The 23807-nt window shown below is 57.1% G+C and carries 17 protein-coding genes; 14 read left to right on the top strand and 3 right to left on the bottom strand.

Going from position 1 to position 23807, the window contains the following annotated elements:
* The first annotated feature begins 23 nt into the window (after positions 1-23).
* A complete protein-coding gene (locus BM395_RS04940) occupies positions 24-275 on the top strand; it encodes a hypothetical protein (RefSeq protein WP_069898201.1) in 252 nt (83 codons plus the stop codon).
* A gap of 72 nt (positions 276-347) precedes the next feature.
* On the opposite strand, the gene gbdR is transcribed toward BM395_RS04940, so the two are convergent.
* Together gbdR and BM395_RS04930 are read right to left on the bottom strand one after the other, a co-directional pair.
* Entirely contained in the window at positions 348-1451 is a 1104-nt protein-coding gene (gene gbdR, locus BM395_RS04935) for a choline metabolism transcriptional regulator GbdR (RefSeq protein ID WP_069898202.1), read from the bottom strand.
* A 497-nt stretch (positions 1452-1948) separates the two neighbouring features.
* Positions 1949-3328 (bottom strand): L-serine ammonia-lyase, encoded by a 1380-nt coding sequence (locus tag BM395_RS04930; protein WP_069898552.1) that lies wholly within the window; start codon positions 3326-3328, stop codon positions 1949-1951.
* Between the two features lie 933 nt (positions 3329-4261).
* On the opposite strand from BM395_RS04930, the gene BM395_RS04925 reads away from it, so the two are divergent.
* The 4 genes from BM395_RS04925 to BM395_RS04910 all read left to right on the top strand — a co-directional run bounded on the left by BM395_RS04925 (position 4262) and on the right by BM395_RS04910 (position 8348).
* Entirely contained in the window at positions 4262-5458 is a 1197-nt protein-coding gene (locus BM395_RS04925; protein ID WP_090509326.1) for a quaternary amine ABC transporter ATP-binding protein, read from the top strand.
* Between the two features lies 1 nt (position 5459).
* Positions 5460-6344 carry a choline ABC transporter permease subunit gene (gene choW / locus BM395_RS04920; RefSeq protein ID WP_069898204.1) on the top strand — a complete coding sequence of 295 codons (885 nt, stop codon included), beginning with the start codon at positions 5460-5462 and terminating at the stop codon, positions 6342-6344.
* Between the two features lie 32 nt (positions 6345-6376).
* Positions 6377-7321 (top strand): choline ABC transporter substrate-binding protein, encoded by a 945-nt coding sequence (locus BM395_RS04915; protein WP_090509325.1) that lies wholly within the window; start codon positions 6377-6379, stop codon positions 7319-7321.
* 169 nt (positions 7322-7490) lie between these two features.
* Positions 7491-8348 carry a glycine betaine ABC transporter substrate-binding protein gene (locus tag BM395_RS04910; protein ID WP_069898206.1) on the top strand — a complete coding sequence of 286 codons (858 nt, stop codon included), beginning with the start codon at positions 7491-7493 and terminating at the stop codon, positions 8346-8348.
* Between the two features lie 143 nt (positions 8349-8491).
* Here BM395_RS04910 and BM395_RS04905 read toward each other — a convergent pair whose 3' ends face one another.
* Positions 8492-9178, bottom strand: coding sequence for a hypothetical protein (locus BM395_RS04905; protein ID WP_197737960.1), 687 nt, complete (start codon positions 9176-9178; stop codon positions 8492-8494).
* A gap of 1048 nt (positions 9179-10226) precedes the next feature.
* Between BM395_RS04905 and BM395_RS04900 the strand changes: the two genes are divergently transcribed.
* From BM395_RS04900 to adeC, 9 genes are all read left to right on the top strand, one after another.
* Positions 10227-11423 carry a quaternary amine ABC transporter ATP-binding protein gene (locus tag BM395_RS04900; protein WP_069898208.1) on the top strand — a complete coding sequence of 399 codons (1197 nt, stop codon included), beginning with the start codon at positions 10227-10229 and terminating at the stop codon, positions 11421-11423.
* A 1-nt stretch (position 11424) separates the two neighbouring features.
* On the top strand, positions 11425-12306 hold the full coding sequence (locus BM395_RS04895; RefSeq protein ID WP_069898209.1) for an ABC transporter permease: 882 nt from the start codon (positions 11425-11427) through the stop codon (positions 12304-12306).
* Between the two features lie 29 nt (positions 12307-12335).
* The gene (locus BM395_RS04890) at positions 12336-13280 is read left to right on the top strand and encodes a choline ABC transporter substrate-binding protein (protein WP_069898210.1); all 945 of its coding nucleotides are present in this window, start codon (positions 12336-12338) and stop codon (positions 13278-13280) included.
* Between the two features lie 186 nt (positions 13281-13466).
* Positions 13467-14330, top strand: coding sequence for a glycine betaine ABC transporter substrate-binding protein (locus BM395_RS04885; protein WP_090509322.1), 864 nt, complete (start codon positions 13467-13469; stop codon positions 14328-14330).
* A 483-nt stretch (positions 14331-14813) separates the two neighbouring features.
* Positions 14814-15812 carry an HAD family hydrolase gene (locus tag BM395_RS04880; RefSeq protein ID WP_090509319.1) on the top strand — a complete coding sequence of 333 codons (999 nt, stop codon included), beginning with the start codon at positions 14814-14816 and terminating at the stop codon, positions 15810-15812.
* 128 nt (positions 15813-15940) lie between these two features.
* On the top strand, positions 15941-17611 hold the full coding sequence (locus BM395_RS04875; protein ID WP_244528929.1) for an arylsulfatase: 1671 nt from the start codon (positions 15941-15943) through the stop codon (positions 17609-17611).
* Positions 17612-17994: 383 nt separating this feature from the next.
* Positions 17995-19173, top strand: coding sequence for an efflux RND transporter periplasmic adaptor subunit (locus BM395_RS04870; RefSeq protein WP_090509316.1), 1179 nt, complete (start codon positions 17995-17997; stop codon positions 19171-19173).
* Between the two features lie 12 nt (positions 19174-19185).
* Positions 19186-22320 (top strand): efflux RND transporter permease subunit, encoded by a 3135-nt coding sequence (locus tag BM395_RS04865; RefSeq protein WP_090509298.1) that lies wholly within the window; start codon positions 19186-19188, stop codon positions 22318-22320.
* Positions 22317-23753 carry an AdeC/AdeK/OprM family multidrug efflux complex outer membrane factor gene (adeC, locus tag BM395_RS04860; RefSeq protein WP_090509297.1) on the top strand — a complete coding sequence of 479 codons (1437 nt, stop codon included), beginning with the start codon at positions 22317-22319 and terminating at the stop codon, positions 23751-23753. Before BM395_RS04865 ends, adeC begins: the two co-directional genes overlap by 4 nt.
* Positions 23754-23807: the final 54 nt, after the last annotated feature.

Raw genomic sequence — 23807 nt, 5'->3', positions numbered from 1 at the left:
CACCAAAAATAAGGAGATTTACCATGATGCACGCCGATTTGATCGATCAGGAAGACCTGCGCGAACGCCTGGTCGCCATTGGCCTGTCCATCCCGGTTGGGGCGAGCGCCGAGCAGGCGTGCGAACAGGCAGTGCGGGGCTTGAGTGCTGATCGCGCGCTGGCGCTACGGCGCATGGTGGAAGAGATGCTGGGCGGCAATGCCACTTTGCTGCCGGCGGTTCGTGAAGCGATTTCGCGCACATTGTTACCGGCGCTGGTTCCCGCGCCGAAGTAATCCGCAACCCTCGCAGGTTAACGCGCCAGCCGAATCGTCCCAGCGCTGGCGCGATTAACTACGTCCAGCCGGTTACAGCCGCACACTGGCGAAGGTGGACTCGCTCTGAGCGCGGTTTAGCGCGGCCAACGCGGTTGAAACAGATTCGTGCTGCAACTCTTCGGTGACCGGCACCAGCGAAACGATGTTCGTCAGGCTGTTTGTGGCGCGCTCATCACGCGGCGGAATGCCGAAATACTCGCGGTAGCACTTGGAGAAATGCGGTGTAGACACAAAGCCGCAAACCGAAGCGACTTCGATCACCGACATCGACGTTTGCTTGAGCAATTGCCGCGCGCGAATCAGCCGCAGCTTCAGGTAATAACGTGAAGGCGAGCAGTTCAGGTATTTCTGGAACAAGCGCTCAAGCTGCCGGCGTGACACATCGACGTAGCAGGCCATTTGATCGAGATCGATAGGCTCTTCAAGGTTGGCTTCCATCAGCGCCACAATTTCCTGCAGCTTCGGCTGATTGGTGCCAAGCATGTGCTTGAGCGGCACGCGCTGGTGATCCTGCTCGTTGCGGATGCGCTCGTAAATAAACATCTCGCTGATTGCCGCGGGCAGTTCACGGCCATGCTCGCGACCAATCTGGTGCAGCATCATATCCATCGGCGCGGTGCCACCCGATGAAGTGTTGCGATTGCGGTCGATGGAAAACAGCCGCGTGCTCATCGCCACACGCGGGAAGGCTTCCTGCATCGAGGCCAGGCATTCCCAGTGCACGCTGCAATCGAAACCATCGAGCAAACCCGCTTTGGCCAACGCCCAACTGCCGGTGCACACGGCGCCCATGCGACGCCCCTGACGCGCCATCATTTGCAGCCATTGCAAGTGCTCGCGAGTCACGCTGTGCTGAATATCCACGCCGCCACACACAATCACCGCGTCCAGCTTGGGCGCGTTGGCAAGGGAAGCATCGGGGGTGATCGTCAGCCCGTCACTGGCCGATACCGCGCCGCCGGCCTGGGTCAGTGTGAACCAGCGATACAACTCTTTACCGGAAAGCTGATTGGCCATGCGCAATGGCTCAATCGCTGACGCGAGGGAAATCAGGGTGAAGTTGTCGAGCAGCAGAAAGCCGATAGTCTGAGGTACGCGATTTAGAGGCTGAGCCTCTTGAGTAGACTGCGACATTTGATGGAACCCTCACGCAAGCACGTCATTAAGCCGTTCAGCGGCTTTTCTTGGATTCGTCCGACGCAACTGGGTGCGAAGATCAAAGGTCGGCGGAAATAGTTTCAGTCTCTATTCTCAGCCTGACAGTTGCACCGCATGCAGCACATCGTGACCCGTTTTATTGTGATGGTCGGGCATTTGAATGACCGGACCGAACACCGATCAAAAGAGCAAAGGTCATGCCTAAATTGATTGGCCGTTCAAAAAAAAATAGTCCGCCCCGCAAGGCCCGACAAGCGGCGATTCTGTTCACGACATGACCGATCGGAAAACGACCGGAAAACCCTTGAGCCACGGGGTTTGTGATGATTGGTAGCAGGATTAAAACAGCTGTTTGTCACCGGTTCTCAAATCCGTTCCGCCCCAGTAACAAACAGCCGTTTATTAAAGCGATCGCGCGCCAGCAGGTGGCAACTGCAAAGCGCTGCACCCAAATCAGGCACAAGCACGCTGACTCAGCATTCGATTGCGCTGACCGCCAGCCCGCCGCGTGAGGTTTCCTTGTATTTGTCATGCATATCGGCGCCGGTGTCGCGCATGGTGCGAATCACCCGGTCGAGGGAAATGAAGTGTTTGCCATCGCCGCGCAAGGCCATTTGCGCGGCATTGATCGCCTTAACCGCAGCAATCGCGTTGCGCTCAATGCACGGCACCTGCACCAGCCCGCCGACAGGATCACAGGTAAGCCCGAGATTATGTTCCAGGCCAATTTCAGCTGCGTTCTCCAACTGCTCGGGAGTTGCCCCGAGGATTTCCGCAAGCCCGGCCGCCGCCATTGCGCAGGCCGAACCCACCTCGCCCTGACAACCAACCTCTGCCCCTGAAATCGACGCGTTCTTTTTGCAGAGGATGCCAATCGCCGCGGCGCTGAGCAGGTAATTGATCACATCGTCTTCGCAGGCATCCGGATTGAAGCGCATGTAGTAATGCAGCACCGCCGGGATAATCCCGGCGGCGCCGTTGGTGGGCGCCGTCACCATGCGACCGCCCGCGGCGTTTTCCTCATTAACGGCCAGGGCGAACAAGTTGACCCACTCCATGGCCGAGAGCGTCGAGCCGATTACGTTGGGTTTGCCCAACTCAAGCAGGCTACGGTGAAGCTTGGCGGCGCGGCGCTGAACATTCAGGCCGCCAGGCAAAATCCCTTCATGGCGCAGGCCTTGTTCGACGCAATCGCGCATGGCCTGCCACAACGTCAGCAGCGAACTGCGGATTTCAGCTTCACTGCGCCAGGCCTTTTCATTGGCCAGCATCAGCTCACTCACCCGCAGGTTGTGGCGCTGGCAAAGATCGAGTAACTCCGCCGCGCTGGAAAAATCATAGGGAAGCTCAGTTACATCCTGATCCAGCACGCCGCTGGCCGCTTGCTCGGCATCGACCACAAAGCCGCCGCCGACCGAGTAATAGGTGTTGCTCAGGAGTTCATATTCATCGCTGGCAAAAGCTGTGAGCGTAAGCGCGTTGGGGTGATAAGGCAGATTTTCATCGAGCAGCAGCAAGTCGCGCTGCCAGTCAAAAGCAATCTCCGGCCCCGCGCCCAAGGCCAACTTCCGGCTTTGCTTGAGCGTCTCGATGCGCGGCAACACCTGCAAAGGATCAATCGTATCGGGCCACTCGCCCATCAAGCCCATGACCACTGCATTATCGCTGCCATGACCAATGCCGGTTGCCGACAAGGAACCGTACAAACGCACTTCCACCCGCACCACTCGCTCAAGCATGCGGCGCTCGCGAAGAGCCCCCACAAACAGCGCGGCAGCACGCATGGGGCCGACGGTGTGGGAGCTGGAGGGGCCGATGCCGATCTTAAACAGGTCAAATACGCTGATAGCCATGACGGATTCCTCAATGGGCGCGTGTGTGCTGGCCATCATCAATATTTCATTCAGGGCCTGACGTCTGACACCGACTTGCTCGTGCTTAAAGCCGTCACGCCGATAAAACTTGCAGCACGCAGCCCTGCCCCAAGGGGCGATAAACCCAGCGAAAACGCCCTGTGTTGCACGGTGCAACACCGAACAAACCGCGCGGTTAAGCGAATTTTCGAGGCGCAAGGCTTTGCACAAACACAGTCCAGAATCGCCAGAAATCACTAAAAACCCACTCAAAAACAGCGAGCTACAGCGCGGCCGAAGCACTCGACAAGCACCCTTCTCTCGCCTGCAATTTCCACTGGCATTGCTCAAGGCCCGATTTCAGGGGCCTGCAGCATTTGCCGAGGCCAATCAGTGCGGTTATTGCGCAAAAAATGCGCGGCAGCATGTCGCCCCATAACACGTCAGAGTCGTAAACCGACAATTGCGCCAACCGGAAGGCTATATCGTTGAGTCAGCCGATTTCGTCGCTGTTGCCAGCGGTTAAGCAACAGACTGGGACTCATCAATCCCGGACCGAAAAAAATACGCGCAGGTGTCACTTGAATGAGCCTGCCCAACAAGAAAATTCGGATGTACGCGCATCTCGGTTTGAGATGTGTTCGCCCAAGGGACTGGGTTTCACAACACTGCCAGAGGATTTGCCACGCATATTGCTGCACGGCATAAACGGTTGATTCGCTCACGACCTCGTACTCGCCAGCGCTGTTGCAGCACGGGCGATGCGTGGGTGGGATTCGAGGCATCCAGCGCCAAGCGGCCCCATGCAGACCAGATTCCGCAACCACGTAAACCCAAACAGGCACGAACAGTCGGCATCACTCTGTAACCCTTCCGGGCTGAAGCAGTGTTCCGCGTAACTGATCTGATTGTCTTATGAAGGGGAACACTCCCATGCAGTCTGGAAAAATTGTGGTCAAGAACCTCTACAAGGTTTTTGGCCAAAACGAACAAGAAGCGATCGACCTGCTAAAAGAAGGCTGGAGTAAAGACAAGATACTGGCTGAAAAGGGCTCTGTAATTGGTGTAAGCGATGTTTCATTCAGTGTTGAAGAGGGCGAGATTTTTGTTTTGATGGGGCTTTCCGGCTCGGGGAAGTCAACGCTCATCCGCCTGATTAATCGTCTGGTCGAGCCCAGCAGCGGCGATGTATTCATTGATGGTCAGAACGTCGCAAAACTACCCAAGGCGCAGTTGATCGAGTTACGCCGCCGCGACATGAGCATGGTCTTCCAATCTTTCGCGTTAATGCCTTCACGCACCGTTCTCGACAACGCCGCCTTCGGCCTGGAGGTCGCCGGGGTTGGCCGCAAAGAGCGCGAAGAGCGCGCGATGACCGTGCTCAAACAAGTTGGCCTCGACACCTTCGCGCAGAAACACCCTCATGAGCTTTCTGGCGGTATGCAACAACGCGTTGGCCTGGCCCGTGCTCTGGCGGTCAACCCGTCAATGATCATCATGGACGAGGCGTTTTCGGCCCTCGACCCTCTCAAGCGCCGGGAAATGCAGGACGTTCTGATCGAGCTGCAAAAGACCCACCGGCGCACCATCATCTTTGTTTCCCACGATATTGAAGAGGCCATGCGCATCGGTAATCGCATCGGCATCATGGAAGGCGGCAAACTGATTCAGGTCGGTACGCCGCAAGAACTGGTCGACAACCCCGCCAACGATTACGTGCGTAACTTCTTCGACACCGTAGACACCAATCGCTACCTCACCGCCGGCCAGCTCAAGGCCGACAGCGTGCCGCTGTTCGTGCACAACGGTCAGGCACCGGATGCGCTCATGGTCTGCCAGCAGTTGCAGGACATGGACAAGCATTACGCCTTCGTCGTTGACGAGTTCAACAAGTTCAAAGGCTCGATCAGCCTGGAAAAAATCGCCCTGCTGGTCGAAGACGGCCAACCCCACAGCCTGGATGCCAAGGTGCTCAAACACATCGACTGCATCCCCGAAGACCTGCCGCTCAGCGAGGTAATCGAGCGCCTGGTGGATAACGAAGGGCCGATTCCGGTTATGGACGAAGGGGGCTTCTATTGCGGAGCAATCAGCAAAGGCCGCCTTCTGACCCGCATGCAGGGAGACTGACATGAGCGATAAAAAACTTGATCTCGGCAGTTGGGTAAATGACGTAGTTCAGCACCTGCTCGACAACTACAGCGGCGCCTTCGACAGCATCGGCCAGGTGGTCAGCGGCTTCTCGGAAGGCATTGAGGCGGTGCTGATGTTCCCGCCCGCATGGCTCTTGATTGCGATTTTCGTGGCGCTGGGCATCTGGCGTATCGGCGTGCGCTTTGCCGTGTTCACCGCCATCTCATTTGCCCTGATCGTGATGACCGGCTTCTGGGAACAAACCGTGGTCACCCTCGGGCTGACCTTCTCGGCCACTTTAATCAGTTTGATCCTTGGCGTGCCGCTGGGCATCTGGGCGGCTAAAAGCGAGCGTGTGGCGATGATCATCCGACCCATTCTCGACTTCATGCAAACCATGCCGGCGTTCGTCTACCTGATCCCCGCCGCCATGCTGTTCGGCCTTGGCCGCGTGCCCGGCATCATCGCCACGGTAATTTTTGCCATGCCGCCAGCCGTGCGCCTCACCAGTCTGGGCATTCGTCAGGTTAATAAAGAAATTGTCGAAGCCGGGCAATCGTTCGGCTGCAACAACCGCCAACTGTTGTTCAAAGTGCAGTTGCCGAATGCCATGCCGTCGATCATGGCCGGGGTTAACCAGACCATCATGATGGCCCTGTCGATGGTGATTATTGCCTCGATGGTCGGCGCCGGCGGTCTGGGTAATGACGTTCTCGCCAGTATTCAGCGCCTCGACATCGGCCTTGGTTTCGAGAGCGGCATGGCGGTGGTGTTGCTGGCGATCATTCTCGACCGCATTACCGAGAGTTTCGGCACCCCGCGCCAAGCGACCAATCGCAGCAGTCTGGTCAGTTGGCTGAGCGCAAAACTACAAAGCCAATAAGCCTATTTTGAACTGAGACCAGGGAACTGCAGATGAATACAATCAACAAACTCGCAGCTATCAGCCTGCTTGCATGCGCGCTGACGCCAAGTGTCTGGGCGGCCGAGCCGGCCAGTTGCAAACAGGTCAAATTCGCCGAAATCGGCTGGGCAGATATTTCAGCCACAACCGGCGTCGCCATGGCCCTCACCGAAGGCCTTGGCTATCAGCCGCGCAAGATCCTCGCCTCGGTGCCTATCGCCTTCACCGGCGTGAAGAAAAAGCAGATCGACGTATTCCTTGGCTACTGGGCGCCGTCGATGGACGCGGTGATCGAACCGTTCCTCAAGGACGACGGGGTGAAAGTACTGCCCAAGGCCAATCTTGAGGGCGCCAAGTACACCCTCGCCGTGCCGACCTATGCCGCCGATGCTGGCCTGAAAAGCTTTCAGGACATCGCCAAGTTCAAGGATCAACTCGACGGCAAGATCTATGGCATCGAACCGGGCAATGACGGCAACCTGCTGATCGAGAAGATGATCAAGGGCGACCAGTTCGGCCTGGGTGATTTCCGCATGGTCGAGTCCAGCGAAGCGGGCATGCTGGTTCAGGTACAACGCGCAGTTAAGCAGAACAAGCCGGTGGTTTTTCTGGGCTGGGCTCCGCACCCGATGAACACCCAGTTTGACCTGACTTACCTGGCCGGCGGTGACGATGTGTTTGGCCCGGATTACGGCGCGGCCAAGGTCTACACCGTGGTCTCACCCGACTACGAAGCGCGCTGCCCCAACGTGGGCAAGCTACTCAACAACCTGCAGTTCTCAGTCGAGATCGAAAGCCAGCTGATGGAGAAAGTTCTCGATAAACAGAACCCGACCGAAGTGGCCAAGGAGTGGATCAAGACCAATCCGGAAGCCCTCGACAAGTGGCTGGCCGGGGTCAGCACATTCGACGGTCAGGATGGCGCTGCAGCGGTGAAGAAATTCATCGGCATGTAAGCACGCGCGATCAATGACTACCGTGGGTGACGCCTGCGCATCACCCACAACCCGGGCATCGTCGGTGCTAATTGCACTAAGCAGCCCATTTAGCACCAACGGGGCACGCAATCAGAACGAGCCGAACCACCTATAACAACTGCCACTCTCACAGATGGAGCAAGATCCTATGGGTAAACTCAAATCGTTTTATCTTCAAGGCCTGAGCGCTGCGGTACTGGCCCTTGGCATGACCACGGCAATGGCGGCAGACAAGCCCGAGCTTAAAATCGGCTTCGTTAACGGCTGGGATGACAGCGTCGCGGTCAGTAACGTGGCGGCTCAGGTGCTGGAGAGCAAGCTCGGTTACAGCGTCAAACTGCAAGCGGTAGAGCCCGCGATCATGTGGCAGGGCGTTGCCCGTGGCGACCTCGACGTAACCCTCTCCGCCTGGCTTCCGACCACTCACGGCGAGTACTTCAAGAAGTTTGAAAACAAAGTTGAGGTGCTCGGCACCAACTACGCAGGCGCCAAGATCGGCCTGATCGTGCCGGACTACTTTGCGGCGAAAAGCATTGAAGACCTGAACAAGTACAGCAAGGACATCGACGGCAAAATTACCGGTATTGATGCCGGAGCCGGGGTGATGCGCCGCACTGAAGATGCCATCAAGCAGTACAACCTCGACGTAAAACTGATGCCAAGTTCAGGGCCGGGCATGGCAACCGCACTGGCGCGGGCAGAGAAAGACCAGAGCGCGATTGTGGTCACCGGCTGGATTCCACACTGGATGTTTGCCAAGTGGAAACTGCGCTTTCTCGAAGACCCGAAAAAGGTCTTTGGTGATGACGAGCACGTAGACACCGTCGCCAACCCGGCGCTGGCAACCAAAGCCCCGGATGCGGCCGCCTTCCTCAAGAAGATTTCCTGGAGCGGTGAAGAAGTCGGCTCGGTGATGCTGGCAATTCGCGAAGGCGCTGAGCCTGCCGAAGCTGCCAAAGACTGGATCAAGGCCAACCCGGAGCGCGTGGCCGAGTGGCTCAAGTAAGCACGACTGGAGCCAGCGCTTTAGCAGACGATTCGAGCCTCCGGCTGTAACGCGACTCAGCGCTGGTTATGCCGTTTAAACAACAACGCCCCTGCATCGAGGGGCGTTGTTGTTTTCAGGTTTCGCTCGCAGTTGGCGCGGCGCTATTCGAATTGATAGCGATAAGCGAGGCCAAGCTGTGAATCCGTGCCGTAGGTGTTGTCCTGCGTGTAAGCGTAGGTACTCACCGACTGTTGTTGAGTGAAACGGTAACCCACACCAGCACCCAGGAAGTGACCCGAGTAGCTGTCGGTACCAACCGAGCCAACGGCAAACGCCAGCAGGGTCCATTTATCGCTAAGCGGCTTGATCGAAAACGCCCCAAGATAAGCGCCGGTACTGGTGGTCGCCAGCGTCACGAAATCCTGACCAAACGGATCGACAGTGCCGCACTGGCCGCTGCTCACTTCGCAAACCGTATTGCCTTCGTTGTAGGAGACGCCGGCCATCGGGAAAATCTGCCAGCCATACGGTTCAATGCCGAACGCGCTCAACGGGATAAAGGTGCCTACGCTGTAACTGGTCTGATCGTTGCCGGTGTCGAACTCTTTTTTGCTGAAGCTGAAATTGAGGATGCCGAGATCGAATAACCATGAGCCACCCAAACGCCACTCACTGGCATCGTGATTGACGCTGGCATTGATCTTCTTCACCGGATCGAGACTCAGCGAACCGGAAATTTTCAGCTCGTCGGTGTAACCAAAGCCTATTTGAGTGACAACCTTGGTCGGGTCTTCCGCCAGCTTCTGGCTCTGCACCTCCTTGCTGTTTTGCGAGTTAGCCCAGCACACAGAGCTACTCAGCAAAAGAGCGGCCGCTGGGATTGCGCGACTACGGAAAAAATCACAGAGCATGAGTAACTGGCCTTGTACGGGTTGATCTTCTGAGGTGCAGTAACAGCGCGCATGAATAAACTAGCACTTACTCACTGTAGGCGATGATTCGCAACGAACTTGAGCATTGAGTAAACCATGCATGCTGAAATCGAGCTCAAGCGACGCCTTTTTGCTGTTCAAAAAACAACCAAACAGATAGAAATGGCTACAGCGATCTATCCGAAAAAGTCATCGGATTTTTTACCTTCAGTTGGCCTAAGCAGCAGCTATGTTTTTTGTTCGGTCATTCAATAAAAAACCCTGAAAAGTGCTGTCGAATACCCTTCGAATCGAAAAAAATTCAGTTTTTTTCGATTCCGCCGCAGCCCCCGTGAGACCTAGCCTTAGCCGTTCGCAAAGGCTGAAATCCACAGCCGGCGCGGCTTACAGCCTTAGACCCGAGCGCAAAAAGTCTGTTAAGGTTCTACCCGGCAGACATTTTGTCAGGGCCCAACACGTCGGATTTGCATGCGGGAAAACGCAGCAATTTGCAGACAATTTAGTCGAGTCAGCCGTTTTCGATCTGGTCATTTTTTATACAGCCAGACATTGGGTGTAAAAACGCCCAAATCGAAAATCAGCGAGCGCTGACCGTCCCACCGAACTCCCGTTCGGAATGTAAATGGGACGAAATTTTGAAGGTATGAACCCCAGGATGGGGTGCACATTCACCGATGGATTGAGCTTGATAATACTGCCATAGGGTTTGCATAGCGGTTTGCAAAGACACGAGATACGAATGCTGCAACTACATGTTTTCACAACGCCCATACCCCGGCTGGGAGCATGGCGCAGTTCTGATGGCGTGGCTGCAGCGACTGGTATCCCGGCACTGCATAACGCGTCGCAATCCCATGAATACAGTTAACCCAACAGACACTAACAGTCGGCATCGCTCGCAGACGCCTCGGCGTAGTGCGGGCAGCGATAACTGATTTGGATGTCTACTGAAGGGGAACCTCCCATGCAGTCTGGAAAAATCGTAGTCAAAAATCTCTACAAGGTTTTTGGCCAGAATGAACAAGAAGCAATCGAACTGCTCAAGCAAGGCTGGAGCAAAGACAAGATTCTTGCAGAAAAAGAATCAGTCATTGGTGTGAGCGATGTGTCGTTCAGCGTTGAGGAAGGCGAGATATTTGTCCTCATGGGCCTGTCAGGGTCGGGCAAATCAACCTTGATCCGCCTGATCAACCGCCTTGTTGAACCCTCTGCCGGCGATGTTTTCATCGACGGTCAGAACGTCGCAAAACTGCCCAAGGCCGATCTTATCGAGCTTCGCCGTCGCGACATGAGCATGGTCTTTCAGTCCTTTGCCCTGATGCCTTCGCGCACCGTCCTCGACAACGCCGCCTTTGGCCTCGAAGTCGCCGGAGTGAGCCGCAAGGAGCGCGAAGAGCGCGCCATGGAAGTGCTTGAGCAAGTGGGTCTGGCAACCTTTGCCAACAAGCATCCGCACGAGCTTTCCGGTGGTATGCAACAACGTGTCGGTCTGGCGCGTGCATTAACAGTCAACCCGTCGATGATCATCATGGACGAAGCATTCTCGGCTCTCGACCCGCTCAAGCGCCGCGAGATGCAAGACGTACTGCTTGAGCTGCAAAAGACTCACCGCCGCACCATCATCTTCGTTTCGCACGACATCGAAGAGGCCATGCGTATCGGTAACCGCATCGGCATCATGGAAGGCGGCAAGCTGGTTCAGGTCGGTACGCCACAAGAGTTGGTCGACAACCCGGCCAACGAATATGTGCGTAACTTCTTCGATACGGTCGACACAAGCCGCTATCTCACTGCCGGTCAACTGATGGCTGATAACGTGCCACTGTTCGTGCATAACGGCGAAGCGCCGAACGCACAGATGGTCAGCGAGGAGCTGCAAGCGCAAGACCAGCATTACGCGTTTATCGTTGACCAAGAGAACAACTTCCAAGGTTCGATCAGCCTGGAAACCATCGCTTTGCTGGATGACCAAAACCAGCAACAACGCCTCGAAAACGATCTGCTCATGCAAATCGAGCCGCTGCAGGCCGACTTGCCACTGGAGCAGGTTATCGAGCGTCTGGTCGATAGCGACGGACCCGTGCCGGTTGTCGATGAAGACGGCCATTACTCCGGTGCAATCAGCAAGGGCAGCCTGCTGAGCCGCCTGCAAGGAGAATGACATGAGCGATAAAAAACTCGACCTGGGTAGCTGGGTAAACGATTCGGTTCAGCATTTGCTGGACAACTACAGCGGTGCGTTCGACAGCATCGGCCATGTAGTGAGCAGCTTTTCCGAAGGCATTGAAGCCATTCTGATGTTCCCGCCTGCGTGGCTGCTGATCAGCATTTTTGTCGCGTTGGGCCTGTGGCGCATTGGTCTGCGTTTCGCAATTTTCACCGCGGTGGCGTTTGTACTTATCGTGCTGACCGGCTTCTGGGAGCAGACCGTGGTCACCCTCGGGCTGACCTTCTCAGCCACGCTGATCAGCCTGATTCTGGGTATTCCACTGGGTATCTGGGCGGCGCGTAGCGAGCGCGTGGCGATGGTTATCCGACCGATCCTCGACTTCATGCAGACCATGCCGGCGTTCGTCTATCTGATCCCTGCTGCCATGCTGTTCGGCCTTGGCCGTGTACCGGGCATTATTGCCACGGTGATCTTCGCCATGCCGCCTGCCGTGCGTCTCACCAGCCTGGGTATTCGTCAGGTCAATAAAGAAATCGTCGAAGCCGGGCAGTCGTTCGGCTGTAACGGCCGCCAGTTACTGTTCAAGGTGCAGTTGCCGAATGCCATGCCGTCGATCATGGCCGGTGTAAACCAAACTATCATGATGGCTCTGTCGATGGTGATTATCGCCTCGATGGTCGGCGCCGGTGGCTTGGGTAACGACGTTCTCGCCAGTATTCAGCGTCTGGATATCGGCCTTGGCTTTGAAAGCGGCATGGCCGTTGTGCTGCTGGCGATCATTCTCGACCGCATCACCGAAAGCTTTGGTACGCCACAAACCGCCAATCGCGGCCGCCTGTTCAATTGGGTAAGCGCAAAACTACAACGCCAATAAATTGCCCGACCAATACGATGGAGCACCCCATGAAGAAATTTAAAACACTCGCTGCCGTCGCTCTTATGAGCGGCGCCCTCGCCCAGAATGCAATGGCCGCCGAGCCGCAGAGCTGCGAGAAAGTCAGCTTCGCGGAAATCGGCTGGGCTGACATCTCGGCCACCACCGGCGTCGCCATGACCCTGAGCGAAGGCCTTGGCTACAAGACCCGTAAAGTAATGGCTTCGGTGCCAATCGCGTTCACCGGCGTGAAGAAGGGACAGATTGATGTGTTCCTTGGCTACTGGGCGCCCTCGATGGACGCGGTAATCGAACCGTTCCTCAAGGATGACGGCGTTAAAGTACTGCCCAAGGCCAACCTTGAAGGCGCCAAGTACACCCTCGCCGTGCCGACTTATGCAGCCGAAGCGGGCCTGAAAAGCTTTCAGGACATCGCCAAGTTCAAAGATCAGCTCAACGGCAAGATCTACGGCATTGAGCCGGGCAACGACGGCAACCTGCTGATCGAGAAAATGATCAAGAACGACCAATACGGTCTGGGCGACTTCCGCATGGTCGAGTCCAGCGAAGCGGGTATGCTGGTTCAGGTGCAACGCGCCGTGAAGAAAAAGCAGCCAGTGGTTTTCCTGGGCTGGGCACCGCACCCGATGAACACCCAATATGACCTCACCTATCTGGAAGGCGGTGATGACGTATTCGGTCCGGACTTCGGCGCAGCCAAGGTCTACACCGTGGTAGCGCCTGACTATGAAGCCCGCTGCCCGAACGTTGGCAAGCTGCTCAACAATCTGCAGTTCTCGGTCGAGATCGAAAGCCAGCTGATGGAAAAAGTGCTCGACAAGCAGGACCCTAAGAAAGTCGCCAAAGAGTGGATCAAGGCCAACCCGGAAGCCCTCGACAAGTGGCTGGCGGGCGTCACCACATTTGACGGCAAAGACGGCGCTGCTGCCGTGAAGAAATACGTAGGCCTGTAAGCCTGCTTCATCACCCGGGCGCTTTCGATGTAACCATCGTCAGCGCCCGACGTGTTCGCAAACCCGCCGGGTTTGCCTGCCTGTATGGCCATTCTTTTTGCCGCCGTTGAGCTTTCAACCGGCCTGCAAACAATTCACATCGAACACCCACAACACACTGCCACTCACACTGACGGAGCATATTCCATGGGTAAACTTAAACAACTTTGCATGCAGGGTCTGGGCGTAGCAGCACTGGCCATCGGCCTCAGTGCAACAGCCTTCGCCGCAGACGAAAAGCCGGAGCTGAACATCGGCTACGTAAACGGCTGGGATGACAGCATCGCCGTGAGCAACGTGGCCGCAGAGGTACTGCGCAGCAAGCTCGGCTACGACGTTACACTCAAGGCGGTTGAGCCTGCGATCATGTGGCAGGGCGTGGCCCGTGGCGACCTCGACGTGACCCTGTCAGCCTGGCTGCCAGTCACTCACGGCGAGTACTACAAGCGCTTCAAGGACAAGGTTGAAGTGCTCGGCACCAACTACGAAGGCGCCAAGATTGGCCTGATCGTGCCGGAATACTTCGCGGCCAAAAGCATTGAAGACCTCAACGCTCACAGCGATGAAATCAACGGCAACATCACCGGCATCGACGCAGGCGCTGGCGTAATGCGTCGCACCGAAGATGCAATCAAGGAGTACAACCTCGACCTCAACCTGCTGCCAAGCTCAGGCCCAGGCATGGCAATCGCCCTGGCCCGCGCTGAAAAGGCGCAGAAGCCTATCGTGGTCACCGGCTGGATTCCGCACTGGATGTTCGCCAAGTGGAAACTGCGCTTCCTCGAAGACCCGAAGAACGTCTTCGGCGATGCCGAGCATGTCGACACTGTTGCCAACCCCAAGCTGGCCAGCAAAGCACCTGACGCCGCTGCGTTCCTCAAGAACATCTCCTGGAGCGGCGAAGAAGTTGGCAGCGTGATGCTCGCCATCCGTGACGGCGCCAAGCCTGCCGAGGCGGCTAAAGCCTGGGTTGAAGCCAATCCGGAGCGTGTTGCCGAATGGTTGAAGTGAGTGCGCGTGCGGCGCTACTCAATGGCTGATTTGCAGTTGTAATCCGCCAGAAAACTTTGCCGCCAGCAACTCAGGCAATGCCTTGCACAACGCCCCTTGATGAGGGGCGTTGTGCTGTCTGGAGAAAGTTAAGTGGCGCACCTGTTCGGAAATTACGCACAACCCTGCTGACGTATAGTGCCCCGCGCAAGGCCTGCCTCACTGCGTGTTTCGATACAGGCAGGCACCTAACGCCATGAGTTCGGTTGGCGACAACATTTCTCTGCCGCATCAGCCCTTCACGGGATAGCTAATTGAGGCTGATAACCCAGCAAATCGGCTTGCTATTCGCGGGGCAGCTACTAATGTTGTAGCAAAATGACCTGTAAAAACAGGCATCTATCGATTGCTCTTTCGCGCTTGAAAACTACTGATCGAATCTCGGCTGAGGCTGCGGTTTACACGTAAACAATCCCCAAAATCGGTTACATCAGGATCGCCTATATGAATCGTTTCGCCTCTGTGTTTCAGCTTCGCTTTGTCGTGTCTTTGTTGTTGGTACTGCCGTTACTGGCTCAGGCGGCCGAGCCGCTGCCTTCCTGGAATGAGGGCCCCTCACGCAAAGCTATAGAAACCTTTGTTCAGGCGGTGACGGAAGATGGCAGCAAGGACTTTGTACCGCCAGCCGAACGCATTGCCGTGTTCGATAACGACGGCACGCTGTGGAGCGAACAGCCGATGTACTTCCAACTGCTGTTTGCGCTTGCCGAAGTGAAACGCATGGCGCCAGAGCACCCTGAGTGGAAGCAACAACAGCCGTTTAAGGCAGTGCTGGAGGATGACCAGAAAACGCTGGCCGCTGGCGGCATGGACAGCCTCAAGGAAATTCTGGTAACGACCCACACCGGCATCAGCACAGAGGACTTTGATAAGAATGCAAAACGCTGGCTGGCAAGCGCCAAGCATCCAAAGTCCGGCAAACCCTACAGCGAGATGGTCTACCAACCAATGCTGGAGCTGCTTGCGTACCTGCGTGACAACGGCTTCAAAACCTACATCGTTTCCGGTGGCGAGGTGGAGTTCATGCGCGCCTTCGCCGAAGAGGTTTATGGCATTCCGCCAGAGCAGATTATCGGCACCACATTCGCCACCGAGTTTCAGGACCAGGATGGCCAACTGTCGATCCTGCGTCAGCCCAAGCTGCTACACAATGACGATGGCCCGGGCAAGCCGGTGAGCATCCAGTCGATTATTGGTCGCCGTCCGATTATGGCGTTCGGCAACTCCGATGGCGACCTGCAAATGCTGCAGTGGACAGCCGCTGGCACCGGCAAGCGCTTTGCAGGTTTGGTGCACCACACCGACGCTGAGCGCGAGTGGGCTTACGACCGCGACAGCAAGATTGGCAAGCTGAACAAGGCGCTGGATGAAGCCAAGGCGCACGACTGGACAGTGGTCGACATGGCCACCGAATGGAAGCGAATTTACCCGTTCGACAAGTAATCCGCAGCCTCGGTGCCAGAGCCCGTGTAAATCTCTGGCACCGCCTTGCAATGGCTCCAATGTTTACTAGATTCAACCTGCTGAAATTGCATCAAATATTCGACTGATGTCATGAGGGAGTTTGGGTAATGAGTATTCAAAAACCGCAACTCGGCAAGTTCGCCTTGTCGCTGATGTTGCTGGGTTCGGCATGGCTGGGCATGGTTGCGCCTTCGATGGCGGCCGATCAACCCGCTTCCGACAGTTCCCAGAAAAAGCCCAACATTGTGGTCATCTGGGGTGACGACATTGGCATGTGGAACGTGGGTGCCTACACCCACGGTATGATGGGCCACACCCCGAACATCGACTCGATTGCCAAGAACGGCATGATTTTCACCGACCATTACGGGCAACCGAGTTGCACCGCTGGCCGCGCCGCGTTTATCACCGGGCAAATGCCCGTGCGCACTGGTATGACAACCATTGGCATTCCGGGCTCCAAGCGCGGCATTCAGGCCAGCGACCCGACCCTGGCCGAGGTCATGAAATCCCAGGGTTATGCCACCGCTCAGTTCGGCAAGAACCATTTGGGCGACCGCAACGAGTTCCTGCCGACGGTGCACGGCTTCGATGAGTGGTTTGGCAACCTTTATCACCTCAATGCTGAGGAAGAACCGGAGCAGCTCGATTACCCGGGCCAGAAAAACCCTGACTACCTGAAAAAATACGGCCCTCGCGGTGTTCTACACACTTGGGCAACTGACACCGATGACCCAACCGAAGACCCTAAATTCGGCCGCGTCGGCAAACAGAAAATCGAAGACACCGGTCCTCTGACTCGCAAGCGGATGGAGACCATCGACCAGGAAGTGACCGACGCAACGCTCAAGTACATGGACAAGGTTGGCAAAGGCGATAAGCCGTTCTTCCTCTGGTTCAACTCCACTGCAATCCACATCTGGTCGCACCCGCGAAAGGAATTTATCCAGAGAGCGGTGGATGAAGGCCGCGCCGAAGAAGATCTGGTTCGCGCCAGAATGCTTGAACACGACGATCAGGTCGGCATGATCCTGCAAAAGATCAAAGACCTGGGCATTGAAGACAACACCATCGTGGTCTACAGCACCGATAACGGTAATGAGTTCATGTATTACCCAGATGGTGGCTACGCCCCGTTCCGTGGCGAGAAAGGCACAACATGGGAAGGCGGTGTACGGGTTCCAGCGCTGATCAAATGGCCCGGGCATATCCCAGCAGGGCGTGAAGGCAACGGTATCCAGAGCCATGAAGACCTGTTCGTTTCACTGGCTGCAGCAGCAGGCTTGCCGAAGCTGAAAGATGACCTGCTCAGCGGCTACAAAATGAACGGCACCAACTACAAGGTGCATCTCGATGGCTACAACAACCTCGACTACTGGACAGGTAAATCTGACAAGTCGGCACGCCGTGAGATCTTCTACTACGACGAGACCGATTTGATGGCCGTTCGCGTAGATGCCTGGAAGATGCACATCGGGGTCAAGCATAACGGCAACTGGTTCGACGAGAAGTCATACCCGAGCGTGCCGTATATTGTGAACCTGCTGATGGACCCGATGGAAAAGGTCACGCCGGATTCCGAGGAGTTTGGCTACGCCGGGCGTAAATTCGTTGCCCAGAAACTCTGGGCGCCTACAGCTGCGGTGCCGTTCATGGCGGCGCACCTGAAGAGCCTTTCGGACTACCCGCCGAGCCAGGGTGCTGACACGCTCAGCATGAAGAAAGCCATTGATGGTGCCATGCAAAAAATGCAAAACATTCGTGGTAGCAGCAACTGATACACCTTTGAAACAATAAAAATGCCGCCGATTGGGCGGCATTTTTTATGCCTGAACACAACACACATAAGGCATGCAGGGCCCTTGGCTCGGCATGAGCAAGCCCCGAAAAAGTCAGGATTCTGTAAACATGGTTGACGTAGTCAACAATATGGCCAGAATAATCGCCGATCACTAGTTGAAGACACTATTTTGGCTGGCGAATTTGCCGCCCCGGAGCATCTGAACCCATTGCGCCAACCACGAAAGCATTGATCGCGAGATCATGACGCGCCCCCTCGCCCGTTGAGAGCCGTTAACACTTGCCTTTCGCTACGTTGGAGTTCGTGACTGCGTCAGACCTTGCACCGGGCTTGCCGAACCCATGCAACGGAGAGCAGTTCATGCAGCGCACCTTCAGACCCCTTTTCCTGTTCACTCTGATTGCGCTCGGCGTGACGCTTGGCGGCTGCGAAGATGCCAGCGAACCGGCGCAAAAAGGCGCCCAGCAAGTCGGCATCGTCACCCTCAAGGCGCAACCTTTCGAACAAAAGGTAGAACTGCCGGGGCGTACCGCCGCCATGCGCAGCGCTGAAGTTCGTCCGCAAGTCGATGGCATTATCCAAAAGCGCCTGTTTGAAGAAGGCCGTGACGTAAAGGCCGGCCAGGTGCTGTACCAGATCGACCCGGCCACTTATCAGGCCGCCCTGAAAAGCGCACAAGCCACGCTGGTGTCGAGCCAGGCCAAGGCCAAGCGCTACCAGTTGCTGGTCGAAAGCCAGGCGGTGAGCCGTCAGGATTACGAAGAGGCCCGCGCCGCCAGCCTTGAGGCAGAAGCGGCAGCCGAACAGGCCCGGATCAACCTGCGTTACAGCAAAATATCGGCGCCTATCAGCGGGCGCATCGGGCGCTCGGCAATCACCGAAGGCGCACTGGTCACCAACGGCCAGAGCAACAGCCTGGCGACTATTCAGCAACTCGACCCGATCTACGTCGACGTCACTCAGTCGATTAAAGACCAACTGGCGCTGCGCACGGCGCTGGCCAACGGCGAGCTGGAAAAAGCTGGCAAGAATCAGGCGCAAGCTGAGCTGCTGCTGCCAGACGGCAGTGTTTACGAGCATCCGGGCACGTTGCAATTCGCCGAGGTCTCGGTGGATGAAACCACCGGCTCCGTGACCTTGCGGGCCATCTTCCCCAACCCGGACCGCCTGCTTTTGCCCGGTATGTTCGTGCACACGCGCCTGATCAGTGGTGTGCGCAAGCAAGCCATTCTGGCGCCGCAACAGGGCATCACACGGGACAACAAGGGCGAGCCGGTGGCAATGCTGGTCGATGCCGACAACAAGGTCGTTCGCCGTTCCATCACCACGCACAGCACCTCCGGCAACAAGTGGCTGGTAAGTGCCGGCCTCAAGGATGGCGACCGCCTAATCACCGAGGGTTTGCAGTACATCCGCCCTGGCGACACGGTCAATCCGGTTCCTGCGCAGAACGTCAAAGAAAATCAGGAAACGACTCCCGAGGCTGAATCTGAAGCCGCACCTGCATCCCTGCCGGCAGCTGCCGCTGACCCTCAATAAGGAGCGGCACGTATGTCTCGTTTTTTCATCGACAGGCCGATCTTTGCCTGGGTAATCGCGCTGATGATCATGCTGGTCGGCAGCCTGGCCATCCTCAATCTGCCGATCAACCAGTACCCGAACATTGCCGCGCCCGCCATTGGCATCAGCGTCAACTACCCCGGCGCATCTGCGCAAACCGTGCAGGACACGGTGGTGCAGGTGATCGAGCAGCAACTCAACGGGCTCGACAATCTGCGCTATATCTCATCGGAGAGTAACTCCGATGGCAGCATGAGCATTACCGCGACATTCGATCAGGGCACCGATGCCGACACCGCGCAGGTGCAAGTGCAAAACAAGCTGCAACTGGCCACCCCGCTGCTGCCGCAAGAAGTGCAGCAGCAAGGCATTCGGGTGACCAAGGCGGTGCGTAACTTCCTGATGATTGTGGGTGTGGTCTCGAAAGACGGCAGCATGGATCGCAACGATCTGGCCGACTATATCGTCACCAATATTCAAGACCCGCTGCTGCGCGCCAAGGGCGTGGGCGACTTCCAGATCTTCGGTGCGCAGTACGCCATGCGGATCTGGCTCAACCCGGAAAGCCTGAACAACTACCAACTGACGCCAGTCGACGTCAAAACCGCGATTCAGGCGCAGAACGTTCAGGTTTCATCGGGCCAGCTGGGCCAGTTACCGGCGCAGGCCGGCCAGCAACTGAACGCCACCATCATCGGCAAGACGCGCCTGCAAACGCCTGAGCAATTCGAAAACATTCTGATCAAGGTCAACACGGACGGCTCGCAGGTTCGCCTTGGCGATGTCGCCAAGGTTGAGCTTGGCGGCGAAAACTACAGCACCTCGGCCGAATACAACGGTAAGCAGGCCGCCGGTATGGCGATCAAACTGGCGACGGGTGCCAACGCGCTGGAAACCTCGGCCGCCATTCGCAGCACCCTCAAAGACCTTGAACCGTTCTTCCCCGAAGGCCTGGAAATCGTTTACCCCAACGACACCACACCGGTGATTGCCGGCTCCATCGAGGAAGTGATTTACACCCTCATGGAAGCCATCGTGCTGGTGTTCTGCGTGATGTACCTGTTCCTGCAGAACTTCCGCGCCACATTAATCCCGACACTGGCGGTGCCGGTGGTGCTGCTGGGCACGTTTGCGGTGCTTGATGCATTCGGTTTCAGCATCAATACCCTGACCATGTTCGGCATGGTGTTGGCGATTGGCTTGCTGGTGGACGATGCCATCGTGGTGGTGGAAAACGTCGAGCGGGTAATGGCCGAAGACAAGCTCTCGCCACTCGAAGCCACGCGCAAATCGATGGGTCAGATTCAGGGCGCTCTGGTCGGCATTGCGCTGGTGTTGTCGGCGGTGTTCTTGCCAATGGCATTCTTCGGCGGCTCCACCGGGGTTATTTACCGCCAGTTCTCGATCACCATTGTCGCCGCCATGACCCTTTCGGTGCTGGTGGCGCTGATCTTCACGCCAGCGCTGTGCGCCACAATGCTCAAGCCGATAAACGGCGAGGTTCATACCAAGCGCGGTTTCTTTGGCTGGTTCAACCGCACCTTCGAGCGCGGCGTAAGCGGCTATGAGCGCAGCGTGGGCGGAATCCTCAAGCACAAGCTGCCGTACCTGATTCTGTACGGCCTGATCCTGTGCATCATGGCCTGGATGTTCAGCCGCATCCCGACCGCGTTCCTGCCAGAAGAAGATCAGGGTTCGTTCTACGCGCAAGTGCAAACACCGTCCGGTTCAAGTACCGCGCGCACCAAGGAAATTGTCGATCAGGTGCGTGATTACCTGCTTGATGAGGAAGGCGATATTGTCGAGTCCGTGTTCAGCGTTACCGGCTTCAACTTCGCCGGTCGCGGGCAAAGCTCGGGCATGGCGTTTGTCACCTTGAAGCCTTGGGATGAAAGACCGGGCGAGGTGAACAGCGTATTCAGCCTGGTTGACCGTGCGCAACAGCGCTTCCACACGATCACCGATGCGATGGTTTTCGCCTTTGCACCGCCCGCGATCCGCGAGCTGGGCAACGCCAGTGGTTTTGATATGTACCTGCAAGACCGCGCAGGTGTCGGCCATGAAGTGATGAACGAGGCCCGCGACCAATTACTCAAAATGGCCCGGGAAAACCCCAAGCTGAGCGGTGTGCGGGCCAACGGCCTGCGCGATGAGCCGCAATATCAATTGCTCATCGACGACGAGCGCGCCCGTGCATTGGGCCTGAGCCTGAGTGACATCAACGACACGTTGTCGATTGCCTGGGGCTCCAGCTACGTGAACGACTTTATCGACAAAGGCCGGGTGAAAAAGGTCTACCTGCAAGGCGAAGCCGCTGCGCGGATGGCCCCCGAAGACCTGAACAAATGGTACGTGCGCAACAGCGAGGGCAAGATGGTGCCGTTCAGCGCATTCGCCGGCGGCACATGGATTTCCGGCTCACCGAAGCTGCAACGCTACAACGGGGTTTCGGCGATGGAAATTCTCGGCTCACCCGCCGAGGGCTACAGCACCGGCGATGCAATGCAGGCAATGGAAGAAATGGCCGCTGAACTGCCCAAAGGCGTCGGCTACTCATGGACCGGCATCTCCTTCGAAGAACGCTTGTCGGGCTCGCAAGCGCCCGCGCTGTACGCCTTGTCGATGATCTTCGTGTTCCTCTGCCTCGCGGCGCTCTACGAGAGCTGGACGATTCCGCTGGCGGTGTTGCTGGTGGTGCCACTGGGGATTGTCGGCGCACTGCTGGCCACCAGCATGCGCGGGCTGTCCAACGATGTGTTCTTCCAAGTGGGCCTACTCACCACGATTGGTCTGGCAGCCAAGAACGCGATTCTGATTATCGAGTTCGCCAAGGAACTGCACGACAGCGGCAAAAGCCTGGTCGACTCTGCACTTGAAGCCTGCCGGATGCGTTTACGCCCGATCATCATGACCTCGCTGGCCTTCATTCTCGGCGTGGTGCCTTTGGCCATCTCTTCCGGCGCGGGCGCTGGCAGTCAGCATGCTATCGGTACCGGGGTTATTGGCGGGATGCTCAGCGCAACCGTGCTGGCGATTTTCTGGGTGCCGTTATTCTTTGTGTTGATCAGCTCGTGGTTCAAACCGAAAGAAAAACCCGCGCCTGTGCAAACCGAGGTGCAGCCATGAACAAGTTTGCCTTGAGCGTGCTGACACTGACTTTGATCAGCGGTTGCTCGATGAACCCTGAATACAGCCAGCCAGCTGCGCCGGTAGATAACGCCTGGCCTGCGGCAGACAGCTATCCGTCGGGCACATCGACTCAGGCGGCGGAATTGGGCGACTGGCGCGGATTTTTCAAAGACCCGGCGCTGGTCAAACTGATTGATAACGCGCTGAACAATAACCGCGACCTGCGCGTGGCAGCGCTTAATGTCGAGTCTTATCAGGCGCAGTACCGGATTCAGCGCTCGCAGCTGTATCCGCAGCTCGACGCCAACGGCTCCGGTACGCGCCAGCGTTTGCCGGACGGAATCAACCAGTCGGGTGAGAGTTCGATCAGCAGCCAGTACAGCGCCACGCTGGGAGTGAGTGCATGGGAACTGGACTTCTTCGGGCGCCTGCGCAGCCTCAATCAGGCCGCGCTGGAGCAGTACTTTGCGACTATCGAGGCGCAACAAGGCGTACGTATCAGCCTGATCGCCAGTGTCGCCAACGCCTGGTTCACGCTTGAGGCTGACCGCCTCCAGCTTGATCTGACCGAGCAGACGCTGACTGCGTATCAGCGCAGCTATGACCTGACCAAACGCAGTGTTGATGCCGGTGCGGCCTCGGCAATCGACTTGAGCCAGGCGAAGACCGCGCTGGACGGCGCCAAGGTTGCGCGCGCGCAATATCGGCGTTTAGTGGCGCAGGATCAAAACGCCCTCGCAGTGTTACTCGGCGGCCCGATCCCGCAAGACTTGCCAACCAGCTTGCCGCTCACCGACACCCTGCTCACCGAAGTACCTGCCGGGCTGCCCTCGCAATTGCTGCAACGACGTCCGGATATTCTCCAGACCGAGCACCAGCTAAAGGCCGCCAATGCCAATATCGGCGCGGCGCGGGCCGCATTCTTCCCGAGCATCAGCCTGACTGCCAATGCCGGCAGCATGAGTTCGTCGCTGTCCGATTTGCTCCAGAGCGGCACTGGCACCTGGTTGTTCCAACCTGAAATCAACCTGCCGATCTTCACCGCCGGGCGCTTGCAAGCGTCGCTGGATGTCGCGGAGATAGAGAAGAACAGCCAAATTGCGCAGTACGAAAAGGCCATTCAGCAGGCCTTTCAGGAAGTCTCGGATGGCCTCACCGCGCGCCAGACCTACCGCGAACAACTTGATGCCCAGCAGCAATTGCTGAGCACCACCGAGCAGTATTACACCCTGGCCGAGCGGCGTTATCGCGGCGGCGTAGACAGCTATCTGGTCCTGCTCGACGCTCAGCGACAGTTGTTTCAGGTGCGACAAGACCTGATCAACGACCGGCTCGCGCAGCTTTCGAGCGAGGTCAATCTTTACAAGGCGCTCGGCGGTGGCTGGCAGCCGGGCAGCGAACAGGCGGACGGTTCAAGGCCGGGCGACTGATTCCCGCGCAACCAAAAAACGCAGCCTCGGCTGCGTTTTTTGGTTTAACCACTG

The sequence above is a fragment of the Pseudomonas marincola genome, from assembly GCF_900116605.1.
GTDB classification, from domain to species: domain Bacteria; phylum Pseudomonadota; class Gammaproteobacteria; order Pseudomonadales; family Pseudomonadaceae; genus Aquipseudomonas; species Aquipseudomonas marincola.
Note: the sequence above shows the minus strand (reverse complement) of the source record. Positions and strands in the feature narration are given on the sequence as shown.

Excerpts from the sequence above, each read along its gene's own strand:
- BM395_RS04940 (WP_069898201.1), top strand. The coding sequence starts at position 24 with ATGATGCACGCCGATTTGATCGATCAGGAAGACCTGCGCGAACGCCTG.
- gbdR (WP_069898202.1), bottom strand. The coding sequence starts at position 1,451 with ATGTCGCAGTCTACTCAAGAGGCTCAGCCTCTAAATCGCGTACCTCAG.
- BM395_RS04930 (WP_069898552.1), bottom strand. The coding sequence starts at position 3,328 with ATGGCTATCAGCGTATTTGACCTGTTTAAGATCGGCATCGGCCCCTCC.
- BM395_RS04925 (WP_090509326.1), top strand. The coding sequence starts at position 4,262 with ATGCAGTCTGGAAAAATTGTGGTCAAGAACCTCTACAAGGTTTTTGGC.
- choW (WP_069898204.1), top strand. The coding sequence starts at position 5,460 with ATGAGCGATAAAAAACTTGATCTCGGCAGTTGGGTAAATGACGTAGTT.
- BM395_RS04915 (WP_090509325.1), top strand. The coding sequence starts at position 6,377 with ATGAATACAATCAACAAACTCGCAGCTATCAGCCTGCTTGCATGCGCG.
- BM395_RS04910 (WP_069898206.1), top strand. The coding sequence starts at position 7,491 with ATGGGTAAACTCAAATCGTTTTATCTTCAAGGCCTGAGCGCTGCGGTA.
- BM395_RS04900 (WP_069898208.1), top strand. The coding sequence starts at position 10,227 with ATGCAGTCTGGAAAAATCGTAGTCAAAAATCTCTACAAGGTTTTTGGC.
- BM395_RS04895 (WP_069898209.1), top strand. The coding sequence starts at position 11,425 with ATGAGCGATAAAAAACTCGACCTGGGTAGCTGGGTAAACGATTCGGTT.
- BM395_RS04890 (WP_069898210.1), top strand. The coding sequence starts at position 12,336 with ATGAAGAAATTTAAAACACTCGCTGCCGTCGCTCTTATGAGCGGCGCC.
- BM395_RS04885 (WP_090509322.1), top strand. The coding sequence starts at position 13,467 with ATGGGTAAACTTAAACAACTTTGCATGCAGGGTCTGGGCGTAGCAGCA.
- BM395_RS04880 (WP_090509319.1), top strand. The coding sequence starts at position 14,814 with ATGAATCGTTTCGCCTCTGTGTTTCAGCTTCGCTTTGTCGTGTCTTTG.
- BM395_RS04875 (WP_244528929.1), top strand. The coding sequence starts at position 15,941 with ATGAGTATTCAAAAACCGCAACTCGGCAAGTTCGCCTTGTCGCTGATG.
- BM395_RS04870 (WP_090509316.1), top strand. The coding sequence starts at position 17,995 with ATGCAGCGCACCTTCAGACCCCTTTTCCTGTTCACTCTGATTGCGCTC.
- BM395_RS04865 (WP_090509298.1), top strand. The coding sequence starts at position 19,186 with ATGTCTCGTTTTTTCATCGACAGGCCGATCTTTGCCTGGGTAATCGCG.
- adeC (WP_090509297.1), top strand. The coding sequence starts at position 22,317 with ATGAACAAGTTTGCCTTGAGCGTGCTGACACTGACTTTGATCAGCGGT.